The following is a 17,256-nucleotide window of genomic DNA, read 5'->3' on the forward strand; positions in this document are numbered from 1 at the left end:
TGCCGTCGTCTCGAGCGGTGGAGTGACCGGCAGAGCCACCGGCTCGATCGGTCGGTGACCGGCGGGCGGCCCCGGTCTGTGCGGTGGGGCACCTGCGTGTGTCATCGTCCCGGGTGCTGATGCGGCGCCGCCGACTCGCGGCGAACGGCTCGAGCGACTCACGCCCGACGGGCGAGGGTTCTGGCGTCAGACCCGGGAGTGCGCGGACGCGCGCTGCACCTGCTCCGCGGTGGGAGTGACTCCCGTGTACCTCGCGAACTGGCCCGCGGCCTGCAGGGCGATCACCTCCGCACCGCTGATCACAGGCCTCCCCGCGGCGCGCGCGGCACGAATCAGCGGCGTCTCGGCGGGGAATGCCACGACGTCGAAAACGGTGCCGGCCGCGGCGATGTGCGCGGGCGAGAACGCCAGAGTCTCGGCATCCGCGCCGTGCATGCCCAACGGCGTGACGTTGACGATGATGCGCGCGCCGGGCTCCGGATCGTCGGCCACCCACCGCGCGTCGTACATCGCGGCGAGCGCGGGGCCCGCCTCGGCATTGCGGGCAACGACGGTGATGTCGGTGAAGCCCGCTCCGTGGAAGGCGGCGACGACGGCCTTGGCCATGCCGCCCGACCCGCGAACGAGCACGGATGCCGCAGGGTCGAGCGCGGTTGCTTTCGATCAAGCTCGCGATGGCTTCGTAATCGGTGTTCGACGCGGTGAGCACCCCGTCGTCGTTCACGATCGTGTTGATGGAACCGATCGCCTCGGCCGACGCCTCGATGCGGTCGACGAGCGGGATCACCGCCTCTTTGAACGGCATCGACACCGAGCAGCCCCGGATACCGAGCGCTCGCACTCCCCCGATCGCCGCAGCGATGTCGGTGGTGGTGAAGGCCTTGTAGACGTAGTCGAGACCGAGCTCGGCGTACAGGAAGTTGTGGAAGCGGGTGCCGATGTTCGACGGGCGTCCCGACAACGAGATGCACAGGGTGGTGTCTTTGCTCAGCTCGGGCACGGGTGTCGTCTCGTCTCGGTTCGCGGGTGGATTCCCCATGCTACGGCCGGGCGGGATGACGACCCGTGACCGTCGCGGCCCACGCGCGACGAAGGGCCGACGCCCCGCGGCATCCGAACCCGCCGTGCTGTGTCGCGGCCCACCCACGACGAAGCGCCGGAGCCTCACGGCATCCGACCCCGCCGTGATGCATCGCGGCCCACCCATGACGAAGCGCCGAAGCCTCACGGCATCCGACCCCGCCGTGCCGCGTCGCGGCCCACGCACGACGAAGGGCCGGAGCCTGGCGGCATCCGACCCTGTCGTGATGAACCTCACGAAGAGGTTCGGACGGCTACAACCCGCCGTTGATGACCGACAGGTACGACCCGAAGGGCCGTTCGGTCTCGGTGGCGGCGAAGTCGTCGGCGAGGCCCTCGTGAGGCGCGTTGTCGTTCTTCATGTCCCGAGTGTCGCGGAGCGCGCGACGACGGGCACGCCGCTTGACACACGGAGATATCTCACCTAGTTGACTACTTGCTCTTCTAGGCTTTCGATCCGTTGCTCGAGGTACGCGATGTACTCCGCCATGTACGCCAGCTTCGCCTCGAGGCGGTCCAGGCGCGGGCTGATGTGCCCCTGGTTGAAGCTGAAGGGCACCTTGAGCGGATTGTCGGTGTCGATCTTGGCGATCACCGCGCGCAACCGGTTCGCATCTCCCGGAACGTTCGTCATGGTCGTCAGCGTACGCGGGGCGTTCACTCCGACACAGGCGTTGACGGGGCGAGCACGATGATCCCCGCCCCCACGAGCGCGACGGCCGATCCGATGTAATCCCACATCGTGGGTCGGAAGCCGTCGACCACGATCCCCCACGCCAGCGACCCGGCGACGAAGACACCCCCGTACGCGGCGAGTACGCGCCCGAAGTGGGCATCGGGCTGCAACGCGGCGACGAAACCGTACGCCCCGAGGGCCAGGATGCCGAGCAGCGCGAGCCACCATCCGCGGTTCTCGCGCACCGCCTGCCAGATGAGCCATGCACCGCCGATCTCGGCGACGGCGGCGAGCGCGAACAGGACGACGATGCGAGCCGTGGTCATGACGCCATTATCCGGCGGTCGGTTCGAACGATAGGTGTCCCCCGACGCGGAGTGGTCAGACGCGGGCGCACGCAGGACGGATGACCGATCGTCGATGCGAACCGCGACGGGCTCCCCCTCTCACGCGTGACGCCGGGGTCCGACCACGTGCCTACCCTGGATGCCGTGACGTCGCGCGGATGGCACGCGAAAGGACCGGTGCCATGTCGAACACCCACGATCGGGCGAGCAGCCATCGCATCGCGCTCCGGACGGCGGGCGTCCTCTTCATCGCGGCGGCTGTGGTGTACGTGGGCACCGAGGCGATCGCCGGCGCAGCCTTCCCCGGCTACAGCTACGCGCAGAATTACATCAGCGACCTCGGAGTCCCCGAGGTCGGCCCGTACGACGGCCGGTTCCTCGACTCGCCGCTGCACGCGGTGATGAACGCCGGCTTCCTCGCGCAGGGCGTGCTCTTCCTCCTCGCTACGGTCGTCGCGGCCCGAGGACTCCCCGCCCGACCGGCCGCTCCGTGGGTGGGCCTCGCCGCGCTGCACGCCGTCGGGATCACTCTCGTGGCATTCGTCCACGGCGGCCCGCAGTCCGCGGCATCCGGGTTCATCGTCTTCCACGTCATCGGTGCGGGGCTCGCGATCGTCTGCGGCAATCTTGCCTCGATCGCCGGCGGGGTGGCTCTGGGCGCACGACGGTTCCGCGCGTTCAGCGTGGGGATCGCCGCGGTCGGCCTCCTCTGCCTCGTGGGACTGCAGCTGCAGCCGTCGCTCGCCGGTGCCGATGTGCCCGACGGGGTCTGGGAGCGGGGCAGCGTCTACGCCATCACCGCGTGGGAGCTCGCGGCCGGGGTGGTGCTGATCACCCGCGGCCGCGCGGGCCGACAACCGGCGCGAGACAGCGCGGCCTGACAGCGGGCTGCCGCGCGCGCCGACAACCGGCCCGAAACAACGGGGCCTGACGGCGGGTCGCCGCGCGCGCCGACAGCCGTCGCGAGACAGCGCCGCCTGGCAGGTGGGTCGCCGTCCCGCAACCCCGACGGGAAGAACGTCGGTGTTCTGGAATGCTCGCGGGGTGAAATCGTTCCGGTGCCGCGTGTGCGGCAATGCCCTGTACTTCGAGAACTCCGTCTGCCTGTCGTGCGGCACCGGTCTCGGATACTCGCGCGCGGAGCGCGAGATCGTGCCGGTGGATGGCAGCGGACGGTACACGGATGCCACGGGCCTCATCTGGCATGTGTGCCGTAACCTCAACCTGTCGGGGTGCACGTGGCTCTCACGCTTCGAGGGCGGGCAGTGCTCGGCGTGCGATCTCACCCGCGTGCGGCCCAACGATGCGGATGCCAAGGGGCTGTCGCAGTTCCCGGTCGCCGAGCGCGCGAAACGATGGCTGCTGGTCGAGCTCGATCGGCTGGGGTTCGACGTCGTGGGCAAGGCCCAAGATCCCGAGCGCGGCCTCTGCTTCGACCTGCTGTCGAGCGTCGCCGAAAACGTCACGATCGGTCACGACGACGGGGTCATCACCATCGACCTCGCCGAGAGCGACGACGCGTACCGCGTGCGCGTGCAGGAGCAGCTCGGCGAGCCGTACCGCACGATGCTCGGACACTTCCGCCACGAGGTGGGGCACTACATGGAGTGGCGTCTCGTCGAGGGCACCGATCGCATCGACGAGGCGCGTCGGCTCTTCGGCGACGAGACCGCCGACTACCAGGCCGAGATCGACCGCCACTACTCCGAGGGACCGCCGGCGGACTGGCCGGAGCGCTACATCTCGACCTACGCCACCATGCACCCCTACGAGGACTTCGCCGAGACCTGGGCACACTTCCTGCACATGACCGACACGGTCGAGACCGCCCACATCTACGGCCTGGCTCGCATTGCCGGCCCCGAGGACTCGCCCACGTTCCGCGAATTCGTGACGGACACCTGGATGCCCCTGTCGACCGCGCTCAACATGGTCAACCGGTCGATGGGCAAGGCCGACCTGTACCCCTTCGTGCTCCCCGACCCGGTGCTCGACAAACTCGACTTCATCGCGTCGCTCGGGCCGCGGAGCTGATGGTGCGCCACGCCGCTCGGCCGACCCCCTCGCTTCGCGGCGCGCGCAGGCCTACGCTCGCCCCATGAGGAAGATCGGCGCCGTCGCCGCGACATTCCTGCTGACCGCGAGTCTCACCGGCTGCGGGGCCCTCCCCGTCGGCCGCTCCGCCGCGTCCCCGACGCCGACGGCCGTCGCCGAGTCCCAGGCTGCGGAGGCCTTCGCCCAAGAATCGGCCTATCTGAGCGCCCTCCGCCAGCAGCTGCGGACGACCGACTTCTCCGCGCCCCAGCTGTGGATCGATCTCGGCCGCGCGGTGTGCAAAGGGTTCGACGAAGCGATGACCCCGAAAGAGATGTTCGACTCGCTGAAAGACGCCGGACTGTCGGAACCGGAGGCGAGCGCGGTGGTCGTGATCTCCGGCATCCACCTGTGTCCGGAGTACGCGCCCGCACCGTAAGGCTGTGGGTCGCGGGTGGGACGACGGGGACCGGGCTCGAAGCGAGGGTGCTGCTCGATCGGGGCGCGGTGCGCGTCGACCGGGCGGGTGGACGTCAAGCGCCGCCCGTCGCGCGGCGGGGAGGGCCCGTCTCAGCGCGTCGAGCAGAATCGGGCCCTCCGCCGAAACGGAAACCCGCGACGATGCTCATCAGCCCGACGAGTGCCGTCGGGGCGACGCTGACGAGCCAGTAAAGGGCGGCGGCGAAGAGCACGTACGTGAAGGCTCCGAGCAGGAGCGACAAGGTCCAGATCGCCAGCGGGGCCCACCGCCAGCGCCGCGGTACCGTTGGCGATCGCAGAATGCTCAGCGAGGCGGCGAGCGAAGAGAACAGGGGCACGAGGATGTTCGCCACCCAGAACGCCGTGAGGGCGGACTCGGCCGCACGGTAAGCCTCCAGGCCCTCGTCGTAGGTCGCCTGGTTCATCGCGGGAAGAGTTGGGGCGATCAGCGCGGCGGCGAGCGGCCACGCCGCGAGGACGAGCATCGCGATCAGCCCGCCCGGACGACGGTCGACCACGCTCTCGGATCGCCGCAACCCCACTGCGAGCAGCAGGAGCCCGATGGCCGTGAGCAGATCGGCCGTCACGGTCAGGATCTGCACCACCTCAGAGGGGGCACGGAACGCCGCCTCCAGCTGCGCCATGCGGATGAGCGTCCCGACGAGAATCACTACCCCCGCGGCCACCCACGTCTTGCCTGCCGGTGTTCGCATCGCCCGTCCCTCCGCCGGCGCTGAAGGTGCCGTCTCGCCCCGACGGTACGGCATCGTCGGGGTGCATCCGCGCAGTCGGCCAGCGCAGGCCCGACCTGGCGCGCATCGGGCGAGTGGTGTCAGCCGGCAGGACGCACCGACCCCGCAGCGCTGCGCCCCACCACGCCTCCGTAGATCACACGCGTCCGCAACGCCGCGCGATCGGCTCCTACAATCGCTTCACGCGTGTCCGCGCGTGCCGCGAGGGGAGCTTCCGGATGCCGCACACCATTCGAGTCGTCTATTGCACGCAGTGCGCGTGGATGCTGCGCGCCGCCTGGATCGCGCAGGAGCTGCTCACGACCTTCCAGGACGAGCTCATGGGCGGTGGCGCCACCCTCGTGCCCGGCACCGGCGGCATCTTCGAGGTCTACGCCGACGACGAGCGCGTGTGGTCGAGGAAGACGGACGGCGGTTTCCCCGACATCGTCGAGCTCAAACGCCGCGTGCGCGACCGCATCGCACCGGACCGCGTGCTCGGTCACGCCGACCGCGCGGCCCGGACCTGACGGCGTACGTCCACGCATTCCGCACCGCCTCGGCGTCTTGACTCCGAGGTGCCGCTGACGCTGAGGTGTCGACATCCGGGCCGATAGATTGACCGCATGCCACCCACTCCGAGCCCGACGCCGCTTCTCATCGAGATGGTCGGCAGCGACAGCACATTCTGGGACTCACCGCTGTTCGGAGCGTTACTCGCCCTCTTCGGCGTCATCGCCGGCGCTGTGTTGACCTTCGCTCTCAACCACCTGCAGGATCGTCAGCGGACCGTGCGAGAGACTCAGATCCGCTGGGACGAGAGGATTCTCGAGGTCATGTCGCGCGTGATGAACACGGTCGAGGATTACGCCCAGACGGCCGCCGTGACAGGACCAACCCGACACGACGATCACACACTGTTCGATGCTCATCAGGCCCTCGCGAGAGAGCTCTTCGCTCTTCAGCTGATCGCACCCCCTGATGTGCGCACGGTGGCGTCTGCCATGGCGCCGGTCATGCGTGCCGTACTCACTGCCAGCGACGAAGGCGACATGATGGACAAGGTCTCCACGCTGGAGATGCAGAGGGATCGGCTCGCAGAAGCGGTCCGCGCGCACTTCGGGCTGCAGTCGGCGCAGCCGGTCTCGTGACACCACCCCGCCCATCGGCGCGGCCAGTCGTCAGGGCATCGAAAGTCAGCGATCTCGTCCGGCCTGCGGTCAGACGAACTATGCGGCGTCGTGCGCGACACATGACAGAAGCCCCGGAATTTCACATTTCTGCGTGATTCCGGGGCTGTCTTCTGTCGGGATGACAGGATTTGAACCTGCGACCCCCTGACCCCCAGTCAGGTGCGCTACCAAGCTGCGCCACATCCCGTTGTTCACTTTTCAGGCTGAACCAGCCGCTACCGCACTTGACCCCCGGTCAAGTGCGCTACCAAGCTGCGCCACATCCCGTTACCCGCGAGCGGGCAACTCGTCTATCTTAGCCGCTCCGCGGGCGTCTCGCGAACCGGCGGCACCCCGGGCGTGTGCTGCGGTCTCCGAACTGGGGGCGACACCGACATCGCCAGGCGTATGCCGGCATGCTCCGGTGGTCCCGACCGACCGGTGCCGCGTCCGGCCGCTTGCGCGCAACGCGTTGATCGATGTCGGACCCCCTCGCTACGGTCACGGCATGACGATCGAGATCCTGCCCGCGACCGGTGACCGGTTCGACGACGCCGAGACGGCACTCGACAGCGGCGACGGCCCTGCGTGCCAGTGCCAGTGGTGGCTGCTGACCAACGCCGAGTTCCAGAAGAACGCCCGCGACGAGCTCGAGGAACGCTTTCGCGCCGAGTTCGATGGCATCCGTCCCCCGGGGCTGATCGCGTACGTCGACGGACAACCCGCCGGGTGGGTGCGCGTGGGCCCGCGCACCGCGCAACCCCGCCTCGGCCGCACGCGCGACGTCACCACCGCGACCGCCGAACCGCTCGACGCCGACGACGTCTGGGCCGTGTCGTGCTTCGTCGTCCGCACGCAGCATCGCGGTCAGGGCCTGATGAAAAAGCTCCTGGATGCCGCTGTCTCTGCGGCCCGTGACGGCGGCGCGCGCGTGGTCGAGGCCTACCCCCTCGACCCCACCGTCTCGAGACGCTCGGCGAATCAGCTCTTCCGCGGCACCGTGTCGGTGTTCGAAGACGCCGGGTTCGACATCGTCGCCCGCCCGAAACCCGACCGCGCGCTCGTCGCCCTCACGCTGCGGGGCTGACTGTCCGGCCGATTGGCCGCAGCCGACGCGGCGACCCGCGCGCTCCGGCTCCCACGCAGCGCCCCGCCCTACGATGGAGGTTCGCCCTCGAAGGACCTGAGATGACGGATGCCACGACCACCGCGCGCGTCGACGCGTGGCTGTGGGCGGTGCGCGTGTACAAGACCCGCTCGGCGGCGACGACCGCGTGCCGTGCGGGGCACGTGCGTGTCAACGGCGAACGAGCGAAAGCCGCGCAACCCGTGCGACCCGGCGATGAGCTGCGTGTGCGCATCCAGGGGTTCGACCGCATCCTCGTCGTGAAGAAGACCATCGCCAAGCGCGTCGGCGCCGCGCTCGTCGCCGAATCCGTCGACGACCGCACTCCCCCGCCGCCCTCGAAAGAGAGCATGCCGTTCGTGCCCGTGCGTGACCGCGGCGCGGGACGGCCCACCAAGCGCGATCGGCGCGAGATCGAGAAGCTCCGCGGGCGCGAGCTCGAGTAGCGGGGACGCGGCTTGCGGAGACTTCGACACGCTCAGCCTCCTCGGTGCACAGCTCCCTGAGCCCGTCGAAGGGACCGAAGCCACAGCACGGGGAGACGTCGCCGCCCCACCAGGTCCCTGAGCCCGTCGAAGGGACCGGAACCCGCGACTGACAAAGCCGCCGGCCAACTCAGCCTCGTCCCCCATCAGGTCCCTGAGCCCGTCGAAGGGACCGGAACCCGCGACTCCCGAAGCCGCCGAAGTGCGCGGATTCGCGTCAGTCCAGCTGTTCCCGCAGCCACCGAGCCCCGCGCACGGACGCGCCGAGCGCCTCGACACGCGCGGCGAGCTCGCGGTCGCTCGTGACGACGATCACCGGGTTCCACGAGCCGACGAGCTTCTGCGCCACCCGCACGATCTCGTCATCCCCCGAACCCGACGCCCGCCACACCGCGACCTGGTCGTGGAAGACGTCCGCCGCGCGGGCCTCGCCCTCGAGCACCGCCCCGACGAAGGGGAACCACCGCGTCGCCGTCAGCCCGAGCTCGGCGGCATCCACTCCCTCGTGAGCGAGGCCCGAGAGGCGCGTCAACAGTCGACCGGCGGCGCCGGCGCGGTCTTTCCACCACCCGTCGGGCATCGAACCCACGACATTGGCGACGTCGACGAGGATGGCCGGCCGCACCGCCAGCGCCGCGCGCAGCGCGGGCCACGCCGACGCGAAACCCGGATGCAGCGGCAGCGTCTCGACCTCGTCGACGGGCACCCATTCCAGTGCGACGCTCTCGGGATCGCTGATCACGGGTTCGAACGGCACCGTCACGTCGGCGACGAGTGTCGAGTACGACCAGATACCGAGATCCAGCACGCTCTCGAAGCGCGCCTGCACGGCATCCGCCGGCACACCCGCCTCTTCGCCCGATTCGCGCAACGCGCCGTCTCGGGCCGACTCGCCCTCGTGTCGCGCCCCGCCGGGAAGAGCCCACGTGTTGCCGAAATGACTCCAGGCCACGCGGTGCTGCAGCAGCACCCCCCGCTCGGCATCCACGGCCAGGAGGCCGGCAGCACCGAAGCGACCCCAGTACTTCTCACCGGTGGGCGCGACGACCCACGCGTCGCCGGGGTCGCGGGGCCCGTGCGGACGCCGCGGTTCACCCGGGGCGGGAGGCTCGATCATCATCCCTCTCAGCCTCCCACACCCCAGCCGCACGGGACCGGCCGAACGTCACATGGCGCCGCGCGTTGCGCGCGGCTGCGGTCGTGACACCCCGCGGACCTGCGCGACGCAACGCCGGGCGACACCGCCGCCCCGTCAGTCGAACCGCGCGCCCTCCGATCGCGGCCCCCGCACCGTGAACACCACGAGCACCAGGATGCCGACGAGCGGCACGACCCCGATGAGTACCCAGAGCCCGCTCCGGCCGGTGTCGTGCAGCCGCCGCACGAGCACCGCCAGCGTCGGGATGACCGTCGCCACCGCCCAGATCGCCCAGACGAACGTGAGGATGATCCCGAGCGGACCCGTGACCGTCAGCGATCCGTCGGCCTCGAGACGCACCCCGTCGGTCAGGGTCGGCAGCGCGTTCAGCACGCTGCCGACGACGGCGGCGAACAGCACCCACCACCAGTACTCGCTTCGGCTCGCCCGTCCGCGGAACGTGGCGTACTTCGCGAATCCTCGACGCACCGCTGCGCCGATCGGAGCGCCGTGATGCGGCTGATCGAGGGGCGGTGCGACGTGGGTCATGCGTGTCTCCCGTGCGATTCCGGATGCCACGACGGCACCGTCGGGGAACAGTATCGGGGCTGCGCGGCAAAACGCCCGCGCTTGCGGACGCCCGCGGGGCGCCCCCACGCGCGAGACGGTATCTCGCTTCGACGAGGGAGGCGGCGCCGTCCACGACACCACCGCACAGGTGAGTGAACCCGTCGAAGCCACCGGGACGGACGACACCGGTCCTTTCGACGAGCTCAGGGACCTCCGCGCCGGCCAACGGTGGATGAAGCGCAGGTACCGGTGCCTTCGACACGCTCAAAGACCTCAGCGCAAACCGACCGTCGGTGAAGCGCCGGCGCCGGTCCCTTCGACGGCCGGTGAAGCGCGGGCGACGGGCCCCGACGCGCGAACGCCCCGGCCCCCGCACGGGGACCGGGGCGTTGGTCGCGGCCGACGTCAGCGCTGGCGCTTCTCGCGGATGCGCATGTTCAGCACGATCGGCGAGCCCTCGAAGCCGTAGATCTCGCGCAGGCGTCGCTGGATGAACCGGCGGTAGCCCGGGTCGAGGAACCCGGTCGTGAACAGCACGAATGTGGGCGGACGCGTCGCCGCCTGCGTGCCGAACAGGATGCGGGGCTGCTTGCCGCCGCGCAGCGGGTGCGGGTGCTCGGCGACGAGCTCCGACAGGAAGGCGTTGAACTTGCCCGTGGGGATGCGGGTGTCCCACGACTCCAGCGCCGTCTCGAGCGCCGGCACGAGCTTGTCGAGGTGACGGCCGGTGCGCGCCGAGATGTTCACGCGCGGCGCCCACGCGACGTGCGCCAGGTCTTGCTCGATCTCGCGCTCGAGGTAGCGGCGACGGTCCTGGTTCTCCATGTCGTCGTCGTTCAGGCGATCCCACTTGTTGAACGCCAGCACGAGCGCGCGACCCGACTCGAGCACGAGGTCGATGATGTTCAGGTCCTGCACGCTGATCGGCTGCGAGACGTCGAGCACGACGACCGCGACCTCGCTCTTCTCCAGCGCGGTCGAGGTGCGCAGCGACGCGTAGAAGTCGGCGCCCTGCGACAGGTGCACGCGACGACGGATGCCGGCGGTGTCGACGAGCGTCCAGAGCTTGCCGCCGAGCTCGACGACCTCGTCGACGGGGTCACGGGTGGTGCCCGCGAGCTCGTTGACGACGACGCGCTCTTCGCCGGCGGCCTTGTTCAGCAGCGACGACTTGCCGACGTTCGGCCGGCCGAGGATCGCGACGCGACGCGGTCCGCCGATCTCGTACTTCGCCACCGCCGAGACCTCGGGCAGCACCTTCATCAGCTCGTCGAGCAGGTCGGCGACGCCGCGGCCGTGAATGGCCGACACCGGATGCGGCTCTCCGAGGCCCAGGTTCCACAGGGCCGTGGCCTCGGGCTCCTGGCGGGCGTCGTCGACCTTGTTCGCGATCAGGAAGACGGGCTTCTTGCTCTTGCGCAGCAGCTTCACGACGTGCTCGTCGGTCGAGGTCGCGCCCACCGTGGCATCCACCACGAACAGCACGACGTCGGCGAGGTCGATCGCGACCTCGGCTTGGGCTGCGACCGAGCGGTCGATGCCCTTCGCGTCGGGCTCCCAGCCGCCGGTGTCGACCAGCGAGAAGCGGCGGTCGAGCCACTCGGCCTTGTAGGTCACGCGGTCGCGCGTGACGCCGGGGGTGTCTTCGACGACGGCCTCGCGGCGGCCGAGGATGCGGTTCACCAGCGCCGACTTGCCGACGTTCGGGCGCCCGACGATCGCGACCACCGGCAGCGCCGGCAGGAACTCGATCGCGCCCTCGCCCGAGGCCAGCCCCGCCAGGAGAGCCGCGTCGTCCTCGTCGAGGTCGAAGTCCTCGAGGCCCGCGCGAAGCGCCTCGGCCCGCTGCTCGGCGAGCACCTCGTCGAGGTTCTCCATCTTCTCGGCGAGCTGGTCGGGCCCGCCTTCGTACTCGTCTTCAACGCCCATCGCGGGCTCCCATCGTGGTCTCGACGACGCTCAGCACGGCGTCGACGGTCTGTGCGAAATCGAGGTGGGTCGAGTCGACGACCTCGACGCCGGGGGCGGCGGTGAGGAAGTCGACGACCGTGGAATCGGCGGCGTCGCGCCGATGCAGGGCAGCCGCGACCGCGGCGGCATCCTGATTCGTGAGTTCTTTGCTGCGGCGCGCGGCCCGCACCTCGGGAGCCGCGGTCAGCAGGATGCGCACGGGCGCATCGGGGTACACCACCGTGGTGATGTCGCGTCCTTCGACCACCACGCCGGAAAGACCCGAGGAGGCCACGAGCCGGCGGAACAGCTCGTTCACGGCCTTGCGCACGGGCGCGACGCGGGCCACGCCGCTCACCGCGTCGGTCACGCGGGGCTCGCGGATCGCGGCGGTCACGTCCGTCGTGCCGACGCGCACCCACCGGTGGTCGGTGTCGAGCGAGATGGCGTAGTCGAAGTCGCCGAAGACCTCGAGCACAGCGGTGGAGTCCGAGGTGTCGACCCCGTGCTCGAGCGCGTGCCAGGCCAGTGCGCGGTAAGCGGCACCGGTGTCGAGGAAGCCGTAGCCGAGTCGCACGGCCGCGGCCTTCGACACGCTCGACTTGCCGCTGCCGGCGGGACCGTCGATCGCGACGACGACGGGGGCATCGGATGCCGAGCCGCCGGGCGCGGAGCCCTCCGCGGGCGCCGCGGAAGCCGGCCCGGTGGGTGCGGGGGTCGAGAGGCGTTCAGTCATGGGTGGTGCTCGCAATCCGCCATCCGCGCTGCTGGAGTCCGTCGACGGCGCGCCGGACGGCGCCCGGCACGACGCTGATCTCGGCGAGGCCGAACGGTGCTCCGGGCGAGTGCTCGAGGCGCAGGTCTTCGACGTTGACGTCGAGGTCGCCGAGTTCGCCGAAGAGGCGGCCCAGCTGGCCGGAGGTGTCGTCGACCATGACGACGAAGGTATCGAAACGGCGGTTCTGGCCGTGCTTGCCGGGCAGGCGCTCCACGCCCTCGTTGCCGCGGCGTATGGTGTCGGCGACCGCGCGGCGCGCGCCCGGCACGTCGGGATCGCGCAGGGCGTCGGCGACCTCGCGGAGATCCGCGGCGAGCTCATCGAGCACGGCGACGACGGGAGAAGCGTTCGCGCCGAGGATCTGCACCCAGAGCTCCGGGGCGGATGCCGCGATGCGCGTCGTGTCGCGCACACCCTGGCCCGCGAGCCGGAGCGACCCGTCGGGCGCCTCGACGAACCGACCGGCGAGCAGGCTCGCCACCAGCTGCGGCACGTGCGACATGAGCGCGACCGACTCGTCGTGCTCTTCGGGGGTCATCTCGATCAGGGTCGCGCCGAGGTCGAGAGCGAGCCCCTCGACGAGCGAGAGGTCGTGCGCGGAGGTCTCGGCATCCCGGCAGACCACCCACGGGCGACCGATGAAGATGTCGGCGCGTGCGGAGATCGCTCCCCCGCGCTCGCGCCCGGCCATCGGGTGCGAGCCGATGTAGTGCGTCAGGTCGACGCCGCGCTCGCGCAGCGTGCGCAGCGGCTCGAGCTTCACACTCGCCACATCGGTCACGACGGCATCCGGAAACGCCTCCAGCTCGCGCTGCACCACGTCGGCGATCACGTCGGGAGGCGTGGCGACCACGATGAGCGACGGCTGGTCGTCGGGGCGCTCGGCGCGGCCGGCCCCGTAGTCGATCGCCAGGCGCAACTGCGCGGGCGACGCGTCGACGAGCACGACGTCGACGCCGCGGGCACTCAGGGCGTGGCCGATGCTCGCGCCCAGCAGTCCCGAACCGACCACGCGCACCGTACCGCTCGTGCGGGTCGCCAAAGGCGCGGCCGCGCGCGCGGACGTTCCGTTCGGTTCGGTCATCGGGTCTCCTGCTGCCCTGGGCGGTGTCGGACGCACCGCGAGACGCCCACCGGGCTCACTCCGAGGGAGCGTCACCGTCCCGACGGGACAGTGTGAGCAGGGCACCGCGTTCCACTTTAGTCAACTCGCGTGCCTTACCCACCGGGAGAGTTCCCAGGTGAAGGGGCCCGAACTGCCGTCGCACCAGTTCGATCACCGGGTGGCCCACCTCGGCCATCATGCGACGCACGATGCGGTTCTTGCCCGAGTGCAGGGTCAGCTCCACCAGGCTCTCCCCGCGGGAGGAGTCGAGCAGCCGCGCCTTGTCGGCCGCGATCCGCCCGTCTTCGAGCTCCACGCCCTTGATCAGGCGCTGGATCGTTTGCGGCAGCACCTGCCCGTCGACCTTGGCGATGTACACCTTCGTCACCCCGAACGACGGGTGGGCCAGAACGTGCGCCAGGGCGCCGTCGTTGGTGAGCACGAGCAGGCCCGAGGTGTCGGCATCCAGGCGTCCGACGTTGTAGAGCCGCTCGTCCCACTGGTCGGCCCACTCGCGCAGGTCGCGGCGCCCGCGGTCGTCGTTCATCGAACTGACCACACCGGTGGGCTTGTTGAGGATGACGTAGCGCTTCGACTCGTCGAGCTGGATCGCGGTGCCGTCGACGTCGACGAGGTCGGTCTCGGGGTGGATGCGGCGGCCGAGCTCGGTCACCGTCTCGCCGTTGACGCGCACCCGCCCCTCGACGATCATCTGCTCGGCGACGCGGCGCGACGCGACCCCGGCGTTGGCCAAGACCTTCTGCAGGCGGATGCCGTCGTCGCTCGCCGAGCCGGTGCCCCCGGTCGCTGAGCCGGAGCCCCCGGTCGCTGAGCCTGTCGAAGCGTCATCGTTCATTTCAGGACCTCTCCGTCGAATCCGTCGGCGCCGTCGTCGAGCAACGGCGAGATGTGGGGCAGCTCGTCGAGCGAGTTGATGCCGAGGTGCACCAGCAGCTGGTCGGTGGTGCCGTAGTGGATGGCGCCCGTGTCGGGGTCGGTGAACACCTCGGTGATGAGACCGCGGGCCAGCAGCGTCCGCACGACCGAGTCGACGTTCACGGCGCGGATGGATGCCACCTGCCCGCGCGTGACGGGCTGTTTGTACGCGATGACCGCCAGGGTCTCCAGCGCCGCCTGCGACAGGCGTGAGGGCGCCTGGGTGTTGACGAACTCCGACACGACATCGTCGTGCTCCTCGCGCACGTACAGCCGCCAGCCCCCGCCGACCTCGCGGAGCTCGAAGCCGCGGACCGGTCCCCCGGTCTCGCCGTCGTAGTCGGCGACGAGACCCTCGACAGCCTGGCGGACGGCCGCAACCGGCGCGCCGACGGCCGCGGCGAGGCTCACGAGGCTCTGCGGTTCATCGACGACGAGCAGGATCGCCTCGAGACGACGGGCGACGGATGCCGCATCGCTCGGGCGAGGCGCAGAGTTCGGGGCCGGCGCGCGGCCGGGGGCATCTGCGGCGGAGCGGGAGGGCGTCGGCCATCGCGGCGTCGGCGGAAGCCGAGCCGGCGGGCGCGGCGTCGGGCACGCGGTCGAGCGGGGTCACGGATTCAGCGGTCATAGTCGGCTCCCAGGGCGGCGAGGTTCTCTTCCGACCACCGCTCGGCGGTCCAGCGCAGGGTCAGTTCACCCAGCGGTTCGAGTTGCTCGAACGACAGGGCGGCGTGGCGGTACAGCTCGAGGATCGAGAGGAAGCGGGCGACGACGACACCGGTCTCGGTGACGCCGGCGACGAGGTCGCGGAAGTTCAGCGTTCCGGCCGAGCGCAGCAGCGTCACGACGATCGCGGCCTGCTCGCGGATGCTGACGAGCGGGGCGTGCAGGTGGTCGAGGCCGACGGTGGGCACCTGCTTCGGGGCCATCGCGACCACGGCGAGGGCCGCGAAGTCGTCGGCGCTGAGCGTCCACTTCAGCTCCGGCACGGCGCTGCGGTACTTCTCGTCGAGCCGCACGGTGCGGGTGTGCCGCCTATCTTCCCGCTGCAGGCAGCGGGCGAACCACGCCGACACCTCTTTGAACGCGCGGTACTGCAGCAGACGGGCGAACAGCAGGTCGCGCGCTTCCAGAAGCGCCACGGACTCGGCATCCACGAGTTCACCCTGCGGGAGGAGCCCCGCGATCTTCATGTCGAGAAGGGTCGCGGCGACGACGAGGAACTCGCTCGCCTCGTCGAGGTCGCCCTCGGGACCCATCGCGCGCAGGTAGGCGATGAACTCGTCGGTGACGCGGCTGAGCGCGACCTCGGTGATGTCGAGCTCGGCGCGCGAGATGAGCGTGAGCAGCAGGTCGAACGGCCCGTCGAAGACGGGAAGGCTGACGCGGAAGCCGTCGGGCGCCGGAGCGTCGGACCCTTCGACAGGCTCAGGGACCGACTGCGGCTCGGGGACCGACTGCGGCTCAGGGACCGACTGCGGCTCGAAGGCCTCGGACGCGAGGGGGCTGAGCCCGTCGAAGCCCCCGGAACCCGCCGCGGCCACGGGCGCGCCGACAGGCACCGGTGAGAGGGTGTCGTCAGGCGACGGCGCCACGCGCGACCAGCTCCCGCGCCAACCGCAGGTAGGCCTGGGCGGCGGCGTGCTCGGGCGCGAACTCCGTGATGGGCATGCCCGAGACCGAGGCATCCGGGAACTTCACCGTGCGGCCGATGACGGTCTCGAGCACGTCGTCGCCGAACGCCTCGACCACGCGCTCGAGCACCTCGCGCGAGTGCAGCGTGCGGGGGTCGTACATCGTGGCGAGAACGCCGTCGAGCTCGATCGCCGGGTTCAGGCGGTCGCGCACCTTGTCGATGGTCTCCACCAGCAGAGCGACACCGCGCAGGGCGAAGAACTCGCACTCGAGAGGGATCAGCACGCCGTGCGCCGCGGTCAGCGCGTTCACGGTGAGCAGGCCGAGCGAGGGCTGGCAGTCGATGAGGATGACGTCGTAATCGGCCGCGACCTTGCGCAGCACCCGGGCGAGGATCGTCTCGCGGGCGACCTCGTTGACCAGGTGCACCTCGGCGGCCGAGAGGTCGATGTTGGCCGGGATGACGTCGAGACCCTCGACGCGCGTGCGCACGATCACCTCGTGCGGGTCGCGCTTGGTGTCGAGCAGCAGGTCGTAGATGGTCGCGGCGTCGTGCGTCTGGATGCCGAGACCCGCCGACAGCGCACCCTGCGGGTCGAAGTCGATCGCCAGCACCCGTCGGCCGTAGCCGGCCAGGGAGGCCGCGAGGTTGATGGTGGTCGTCGTCTTGCCGACGCCGCCCTTCTGGTTGCACAGAGCGATGATGCGGGCGGGGCCGTGTCCATCGAGCGGTTTCGGGGTGGGGAACCCCTGGTAGGGGCGTCCGGTGGGGCCGAGGATGACCTCGTCTGCGCCCTTCTTCGTGCCCTTCGTGCTCGCCGACACCGAGTCTCCCGCCTTCGTCATAACGAGACCCGAGTCTACCCGTCGCCCGTCCCGCCGCCCGGCGTGACCCGCGGGCGGGCGCGCTTCCCCGCCGAGACCGCACGCGTTCGTCGACGACGCACTCGTTGGGTCACAATCGCGTACATCCTCGACAATCGCGTACGTTCTCGGCGCAGCCGCCCCAG

At 70.4% G+C, this 17,256-nt stretch carries 19 protein-coding genes, 1 tRNA gene and 1 pseudogene; 7 read left to right on the forward strand and 14 right to left on the reverse strand.

The window, feature by feature from the left end:
• Positions 1–186 precede the first annotated feature (186 nt).
• The 3 genes and pseudogenes from QE410_RS10545 to QE410_RS10555 all read right to left on the reverse strand — a co-directional run bounded on the left by QE410_RS10545 (position 187) and on the right by QE410_RS10555 (position 2,082).
• Positions 187–1,000: pseudogene (locus tag QE410_RS10545) on the reverse strand (shikimate 5-dehydrogenase).
• Between the two features lie 504 nt (positions 1,001–1,504).
• Positions 1,505–1,714 carry a hypothetical protein gene (locus QE410_RS10550; protein WP_307331493.1) on the reverse strand — a complete coding sequence of 70 codons (210 nt, stop codon included), beginning with the start codon at positions 1,712–1,714 and terminating at the stop codon, positions 1,505–1,507.
• A gap of 23 nt (positions 1,715–1,737) precedes the next feature.
• The gene (locus tag QE410_RS10555) at positions 1,738–2,082 is read right to left on the reverse strand and encodes a YnfA family protein (protein ID WP_307331496.1); all 345 of its coding nucleotides are present in this window, start codon (positions 2,080–2,082) and stop codon (positions 1,738–1,740) included.
• Positions 2,083–2,285: 203 nt separating this feature from the next.
• Between QE410_RS10555 and QE410_RS10560 the strand changes: the two genes are divergently transcribed.
• From QE410_RS10560 to QE410_RS10570, 3 genes are all read left to right on the forward strand, one after another.
• Positions 2,286–2,984 (forward strand): DUF998 domain-containing protein, encoded by a 699-nt coding sequence (locus tag QE410_RS10560; protein WP_307331499.1) that lies wholly within the window; start codon positions 2,286–2,288, stop codon positions 2,982–2,984.
• Between the two features lie 163 nt (positions 2,985–3,147).
• Positions 3,148–4,137 carry a putative zinc-binding metallopeptidase gene (locus QE410_RS10565; RefSeq protein WP_307331503.1) on the forward strand — a complete coding sequence of 330 codons (990 nt, stop codon included), beginning with the start codon at positions 3,148–3,150 and terminating at the stop codon, positions 4,135–4,137.
• Positions 4,138–4,201: 64 nt separating this feature from the next.
• On the forward strand, positions 4,202–4,576 hold the full coding sequence (locus QE410_RS10570; RefSeq protein ID WP_307331505.1) for a DUF732 domain-containing protein: 375 nt from the start codon (positions 4,202–4,204) through the stop codon (positions 4,574–4,576).
• A 94-nt stretch (positions 4,577–4,670) separates the two neighbouring features.
• Here QE410_RS10570 and QE410_RS10575 read toward each other — a convergent pair whose 3' ends face one another.
• The gene (locus tag QE410_RS10575; protein WP_307331507.1) at positions 4,671–5,330 is read right to left on the reverse strand and encodes a hypothetical protein; all 660 of its coding nucleotides are present in this window, start codon (positions 5,328–5,330) and stop codon (positions 4,671–4,673) included.
• A 257-nt stretch (positions 5,331–5,587) separates the two neighbouring features.
• Here QE410_RS10575 and QE410_RS10580 point away from each other — a divergent pair, with 257 nt between their 5' ends.
• On the forward strand, positions 5,588–5,878 hold the full coding sequence (locus QE410_RS10580; protein WP_307331511.1) for a SelT/SelW/SelH family protein: 291 nt from the start codon (positions 5,588–5,590) through the stop codon (positions 5,876–5,878).
• Positions 5,879–6,013: 135 nt separating this feature from the next.
• A complete protein-coding gene (locus QE410_RS10585; RefSeq protein WP_307331513.1) occupies positions 6,014–6,499 on the forward strand; it encodes a hypothetical protein in 486 nt (161 codons plus the stop codon).
• A gap of 155 nt (positions 6,500–6,654) precedes the next feature.
• Here QE410_RS10585 and QE410_RS10590 read toward each other — a convergent pair.
• Positions 6,655–6,728 (reverse strand) — tRNA-Pro (locus QE410_RS10590).
• 300 nt (positions 6,729–7,028) lie between these two features.
• On the opposite strand from QE410_RS10590, the gene QE410_RS10595 reads away from it, so the two are divergent.
• Positions 7,029–7,607 carry a GNAT family N-acetyltransferase gene (locus tag QE410_RS10595; RefSeq protein WP_307331516.1) on the forward strand — a complete coding sequence of 193 codons (579 nt, stop codon included), beginning with the start codon at positions 7,029–7,031 and terminating at the stop codon, positions 7,605–7,607.
• Between the two features lie 101 nt (positions 7,608–7,708).
• Positions 7,709–8,092 carry an RNA-binding S4 domain-containing protein gene (locus QE410_RS10600; RefSeq protein WP_058232338.1) on the forward strand — a complete coding sequence of 128 codons (384 nt, stop codon included), beginning with the start codon at positions 7,709–7,711 and terminating at the stop codon, positions 8,090–8,092.
• Positions 8,093–8,348: 256 nt separating this feature from the next.
• Here the strand turns inward: QE410_RS10600 and QE410_RS10605 are convergent, their stop codons facing one another.
• The 9 genes from QE410_RS10605 to QE410_RS10645 all read right to left on the reverse strand — a co-directional run bounded on the left by QE410_RS10605 (position 8,349) and on the right by QE410_RS10645 (position 17,092).
• A complete protein-coding gene (locus QE410_RS10605) occupies positions 8,349–9,251 on the reverse strand; it encodes an NUDIX domain-containing protein (RefSeq protein ID WP_307331519.1) in 903 nt (300 codons plus the stop codon).
• 132 nt (positions 9,252–9,383) lie between these two features.
• Entirely contained in the window at positions 9,384–9,818 is a 435-nt protein-coding gene (locus QE410_RS10610) for a DUF805 domain-containing protein (RefSeq protein WP_307331522.1), read from the reverse strand.
• Positions 9,819–10,244: 426 nt separating this feature from the next.
• Positions 10,245–11,768 (reverse strand): ribosome biogenesis GTPase Der, encoded by a 1,524-nt coding sequence (der, locus tag QE410_RS10615; protein WP_307331526.1) that lies wholly within the window; start codon positions 11,766–11,768, stop codon positions 10,245–10,247.
• Complete coding sequence (gene cmk, locus QE410_RS10620) at positions 11,758–12,525, reverse strand: (d)CMP kinase (RefSeq protein WP_307331529.1); 768 nt, start codon at positions 12,523–12,525, stop codon at positions 11,758–11,760. The genes der and cmk overlap by 11 nt, the downstream gene beginning before the upstream one ends.
• Positions 12,518–13,651, reverse strand: a complete 1,134-nt coding sequence (locus QE410_RS10625; protein ID WP_307331532.1) for a prephenate dehydrogenase — start codon at positions 13,649–13,651, stop codon at positions 12,518–12,520. Before QE410_RS10625 ends, cmk begins: the two co-directional genes overlap by 8 nt.
• A gap of 55 nt (positions 13,652–13,706) precedes the next feature.
• On the reverse strand, positions 13,707–14,528 hold the full coding sequence (locus QE410_RS10630; protein ID WP_373459338.1) for a pseudouridine synthase: 822 nt from the start codon (positions 14,526–14,528) through the stop codon (positions 13,707–13,709).
• Positions 14,525–15,052 (reverse strand): SMC-Scp complex subunit ScpB, encoded by a 528-nt coding sequence (gene scpB / locus QE410_RS10635; protein WP_307334471.1) that lies wholly within the window; start codon positions 15,050–15,052, stop codon positions 14,525–14,527. Before scpB ends, QE410_RS10630 begins: the two co-directional genes overlap by 4 nt.
• A 176-nt stretch (positions 15,053–15,228) precedes the next feature.
• Positions 15,229–15,963, reverse strand: coding sequence for a ScpA family protein (locus QE410_RS10640; protein ID WP_373459371.1), 735 nt, complete (start codon positions 15,961–15,963; stop codon positions 15,229–15,231).
• A 226-nt stretch (positions 15,964–16,189) separates the two neighbouring features.
• On the reverse strand, positions 16,190–17,092 hold the full coding sequence (locus QE410_RS10645) for a ParA family protein (RefSeq protein WP_307331537.1): 903 nt from the start codon (positions 17,090–17,092) through the stop codon (positions 16,190–16,192).
• Positions 17,093–17,256 lie beyond the last annotated feature (164 nt).

This window comes from Microbacterium sp. SORGH_AS_1204 (assembly GCF_030818935.1).
In the GTDB taxonomy this organism is placed as follows: domain Bacteria; phylum Actinomycetota; class Actinomycetes; order Actinomycetales; family Microbacteriaceae; genus Microbacterium.

Excerpts from the sequence above, each read along its gene's own strand:
- QE410_RS10550 (WP_307331493.1), bottom strand. The coding sequence starts at position 1,714 with ATGACGAACGTTCCGGGAGATGCGAACCGGTTGCGCGCGGTGATCGCC.
- QE410_RS10555 (WP_307331496.1), bottom strand. The coding sequence starts at position 2,082 with ATGACCACGGCTCGCATCGTCGTCCTGTTCGCGCTCGCCGCCGTCGCC.
- QE410_RS10560 (WP_307331499.1), top strand. The coding sequence starts at position 2,286 with ATGTCGAACACCCACGATCGGGCGAGCAGCCATCGCATCGCGCTCCGG.
- QE410_RS10570 (WP_307331505.1), top strand. The coding sequence starts at position 4,202 with ATGAGGAAGATCGGCGCCGTCGCCGCGACATTCCTGCTGACCGCGAGT.
- QE410_RS10575 (WP_307331507.1), bottom strand. The coding sequence starts at position 5,330 with ATGCGAACACCGGCAGGCAAGACGTGGGTGGCCGCGGGGGTAGTGATT.
- QE410_RS10580 (WP_307331511.1), top strand. The coding sequence starts at position 5,588 with ATGCCGCACACCATTCGAGTCGTCTATTGCACGCAGTGCGCGTGGATG.
- QE410_RS10585 (WP_307331513.1), top strand. The coding sequence starts at position 6,014 with ATGGTCGGCAGCGACAGCACATTCTGGGACTCACCGCTGTTCGGAGCG.
- QE410_RS10595 (WP_307331516.1), top strand. The coding sequence starts at position 7,029 with ATGACGATCGAGATCCTGCCCGCGACCGGTGACCGGTTCGACGACGCC.
- QE410_RS10600 (WP_058232338.1), top strand. The coding sequence starts at position 7,709 with ATGACGGATGCCACGACCACCGCGCGCGTCGACGCGTGGCTGTGGGCG.
- QE410_RS10605 (WP_307331519.1), bottom strand. The coding sequence starts at position 9,251 with ATGATGATCGAGCCTCCCGCCCCGGGTGAACCGCGGCGTCCGCACGGG.
- QE410_RS10610 (WP_307331522.1), bottom strand. The coding sequence starts at position 9,818 with ATGACCCACGTCGCACCGCCCCTCGATCAGCCGCATCACGGCGCTCCG.
- der (WP_307331526.1), bottom strand. The coding sequence starts at position 11,768 with ATGGGCGTTGAAGACGAGTACGAAGGCGGGCCCGACCAGCTCGCCGAG.
- cmk (WP_307331529.1), bottom strand. The coding sequence starts at position 12,525 with ATGACTGAACGCCTCTCGACCCCCGCACCCACCGGGCCGGCTTCCGCG.
- QE410_RS10625 (WP_307331532.1), bottom strand. The coding sequence starts at position 13,651 with ATGACCGAACCGAACGGAACGTCCGCGCGCGCGGCCGCGCCTTTGGCG.
- QE410_RS10630 (WP_373459338.1), bottom strand. The coding sequence starts at position 14,528 with ATGAACGATGACGCTTCGACAGGCTCAGCGACCGGGGGCTCCGGCTCA.
- QE410_RS10645 (WP_307331537.1), bottom strand. The coding sequence starts at position 17,092 with ATGACGAAGGCGGGAGACTCGGTGTCGGCGAGCACGAAGGGCACGAAG.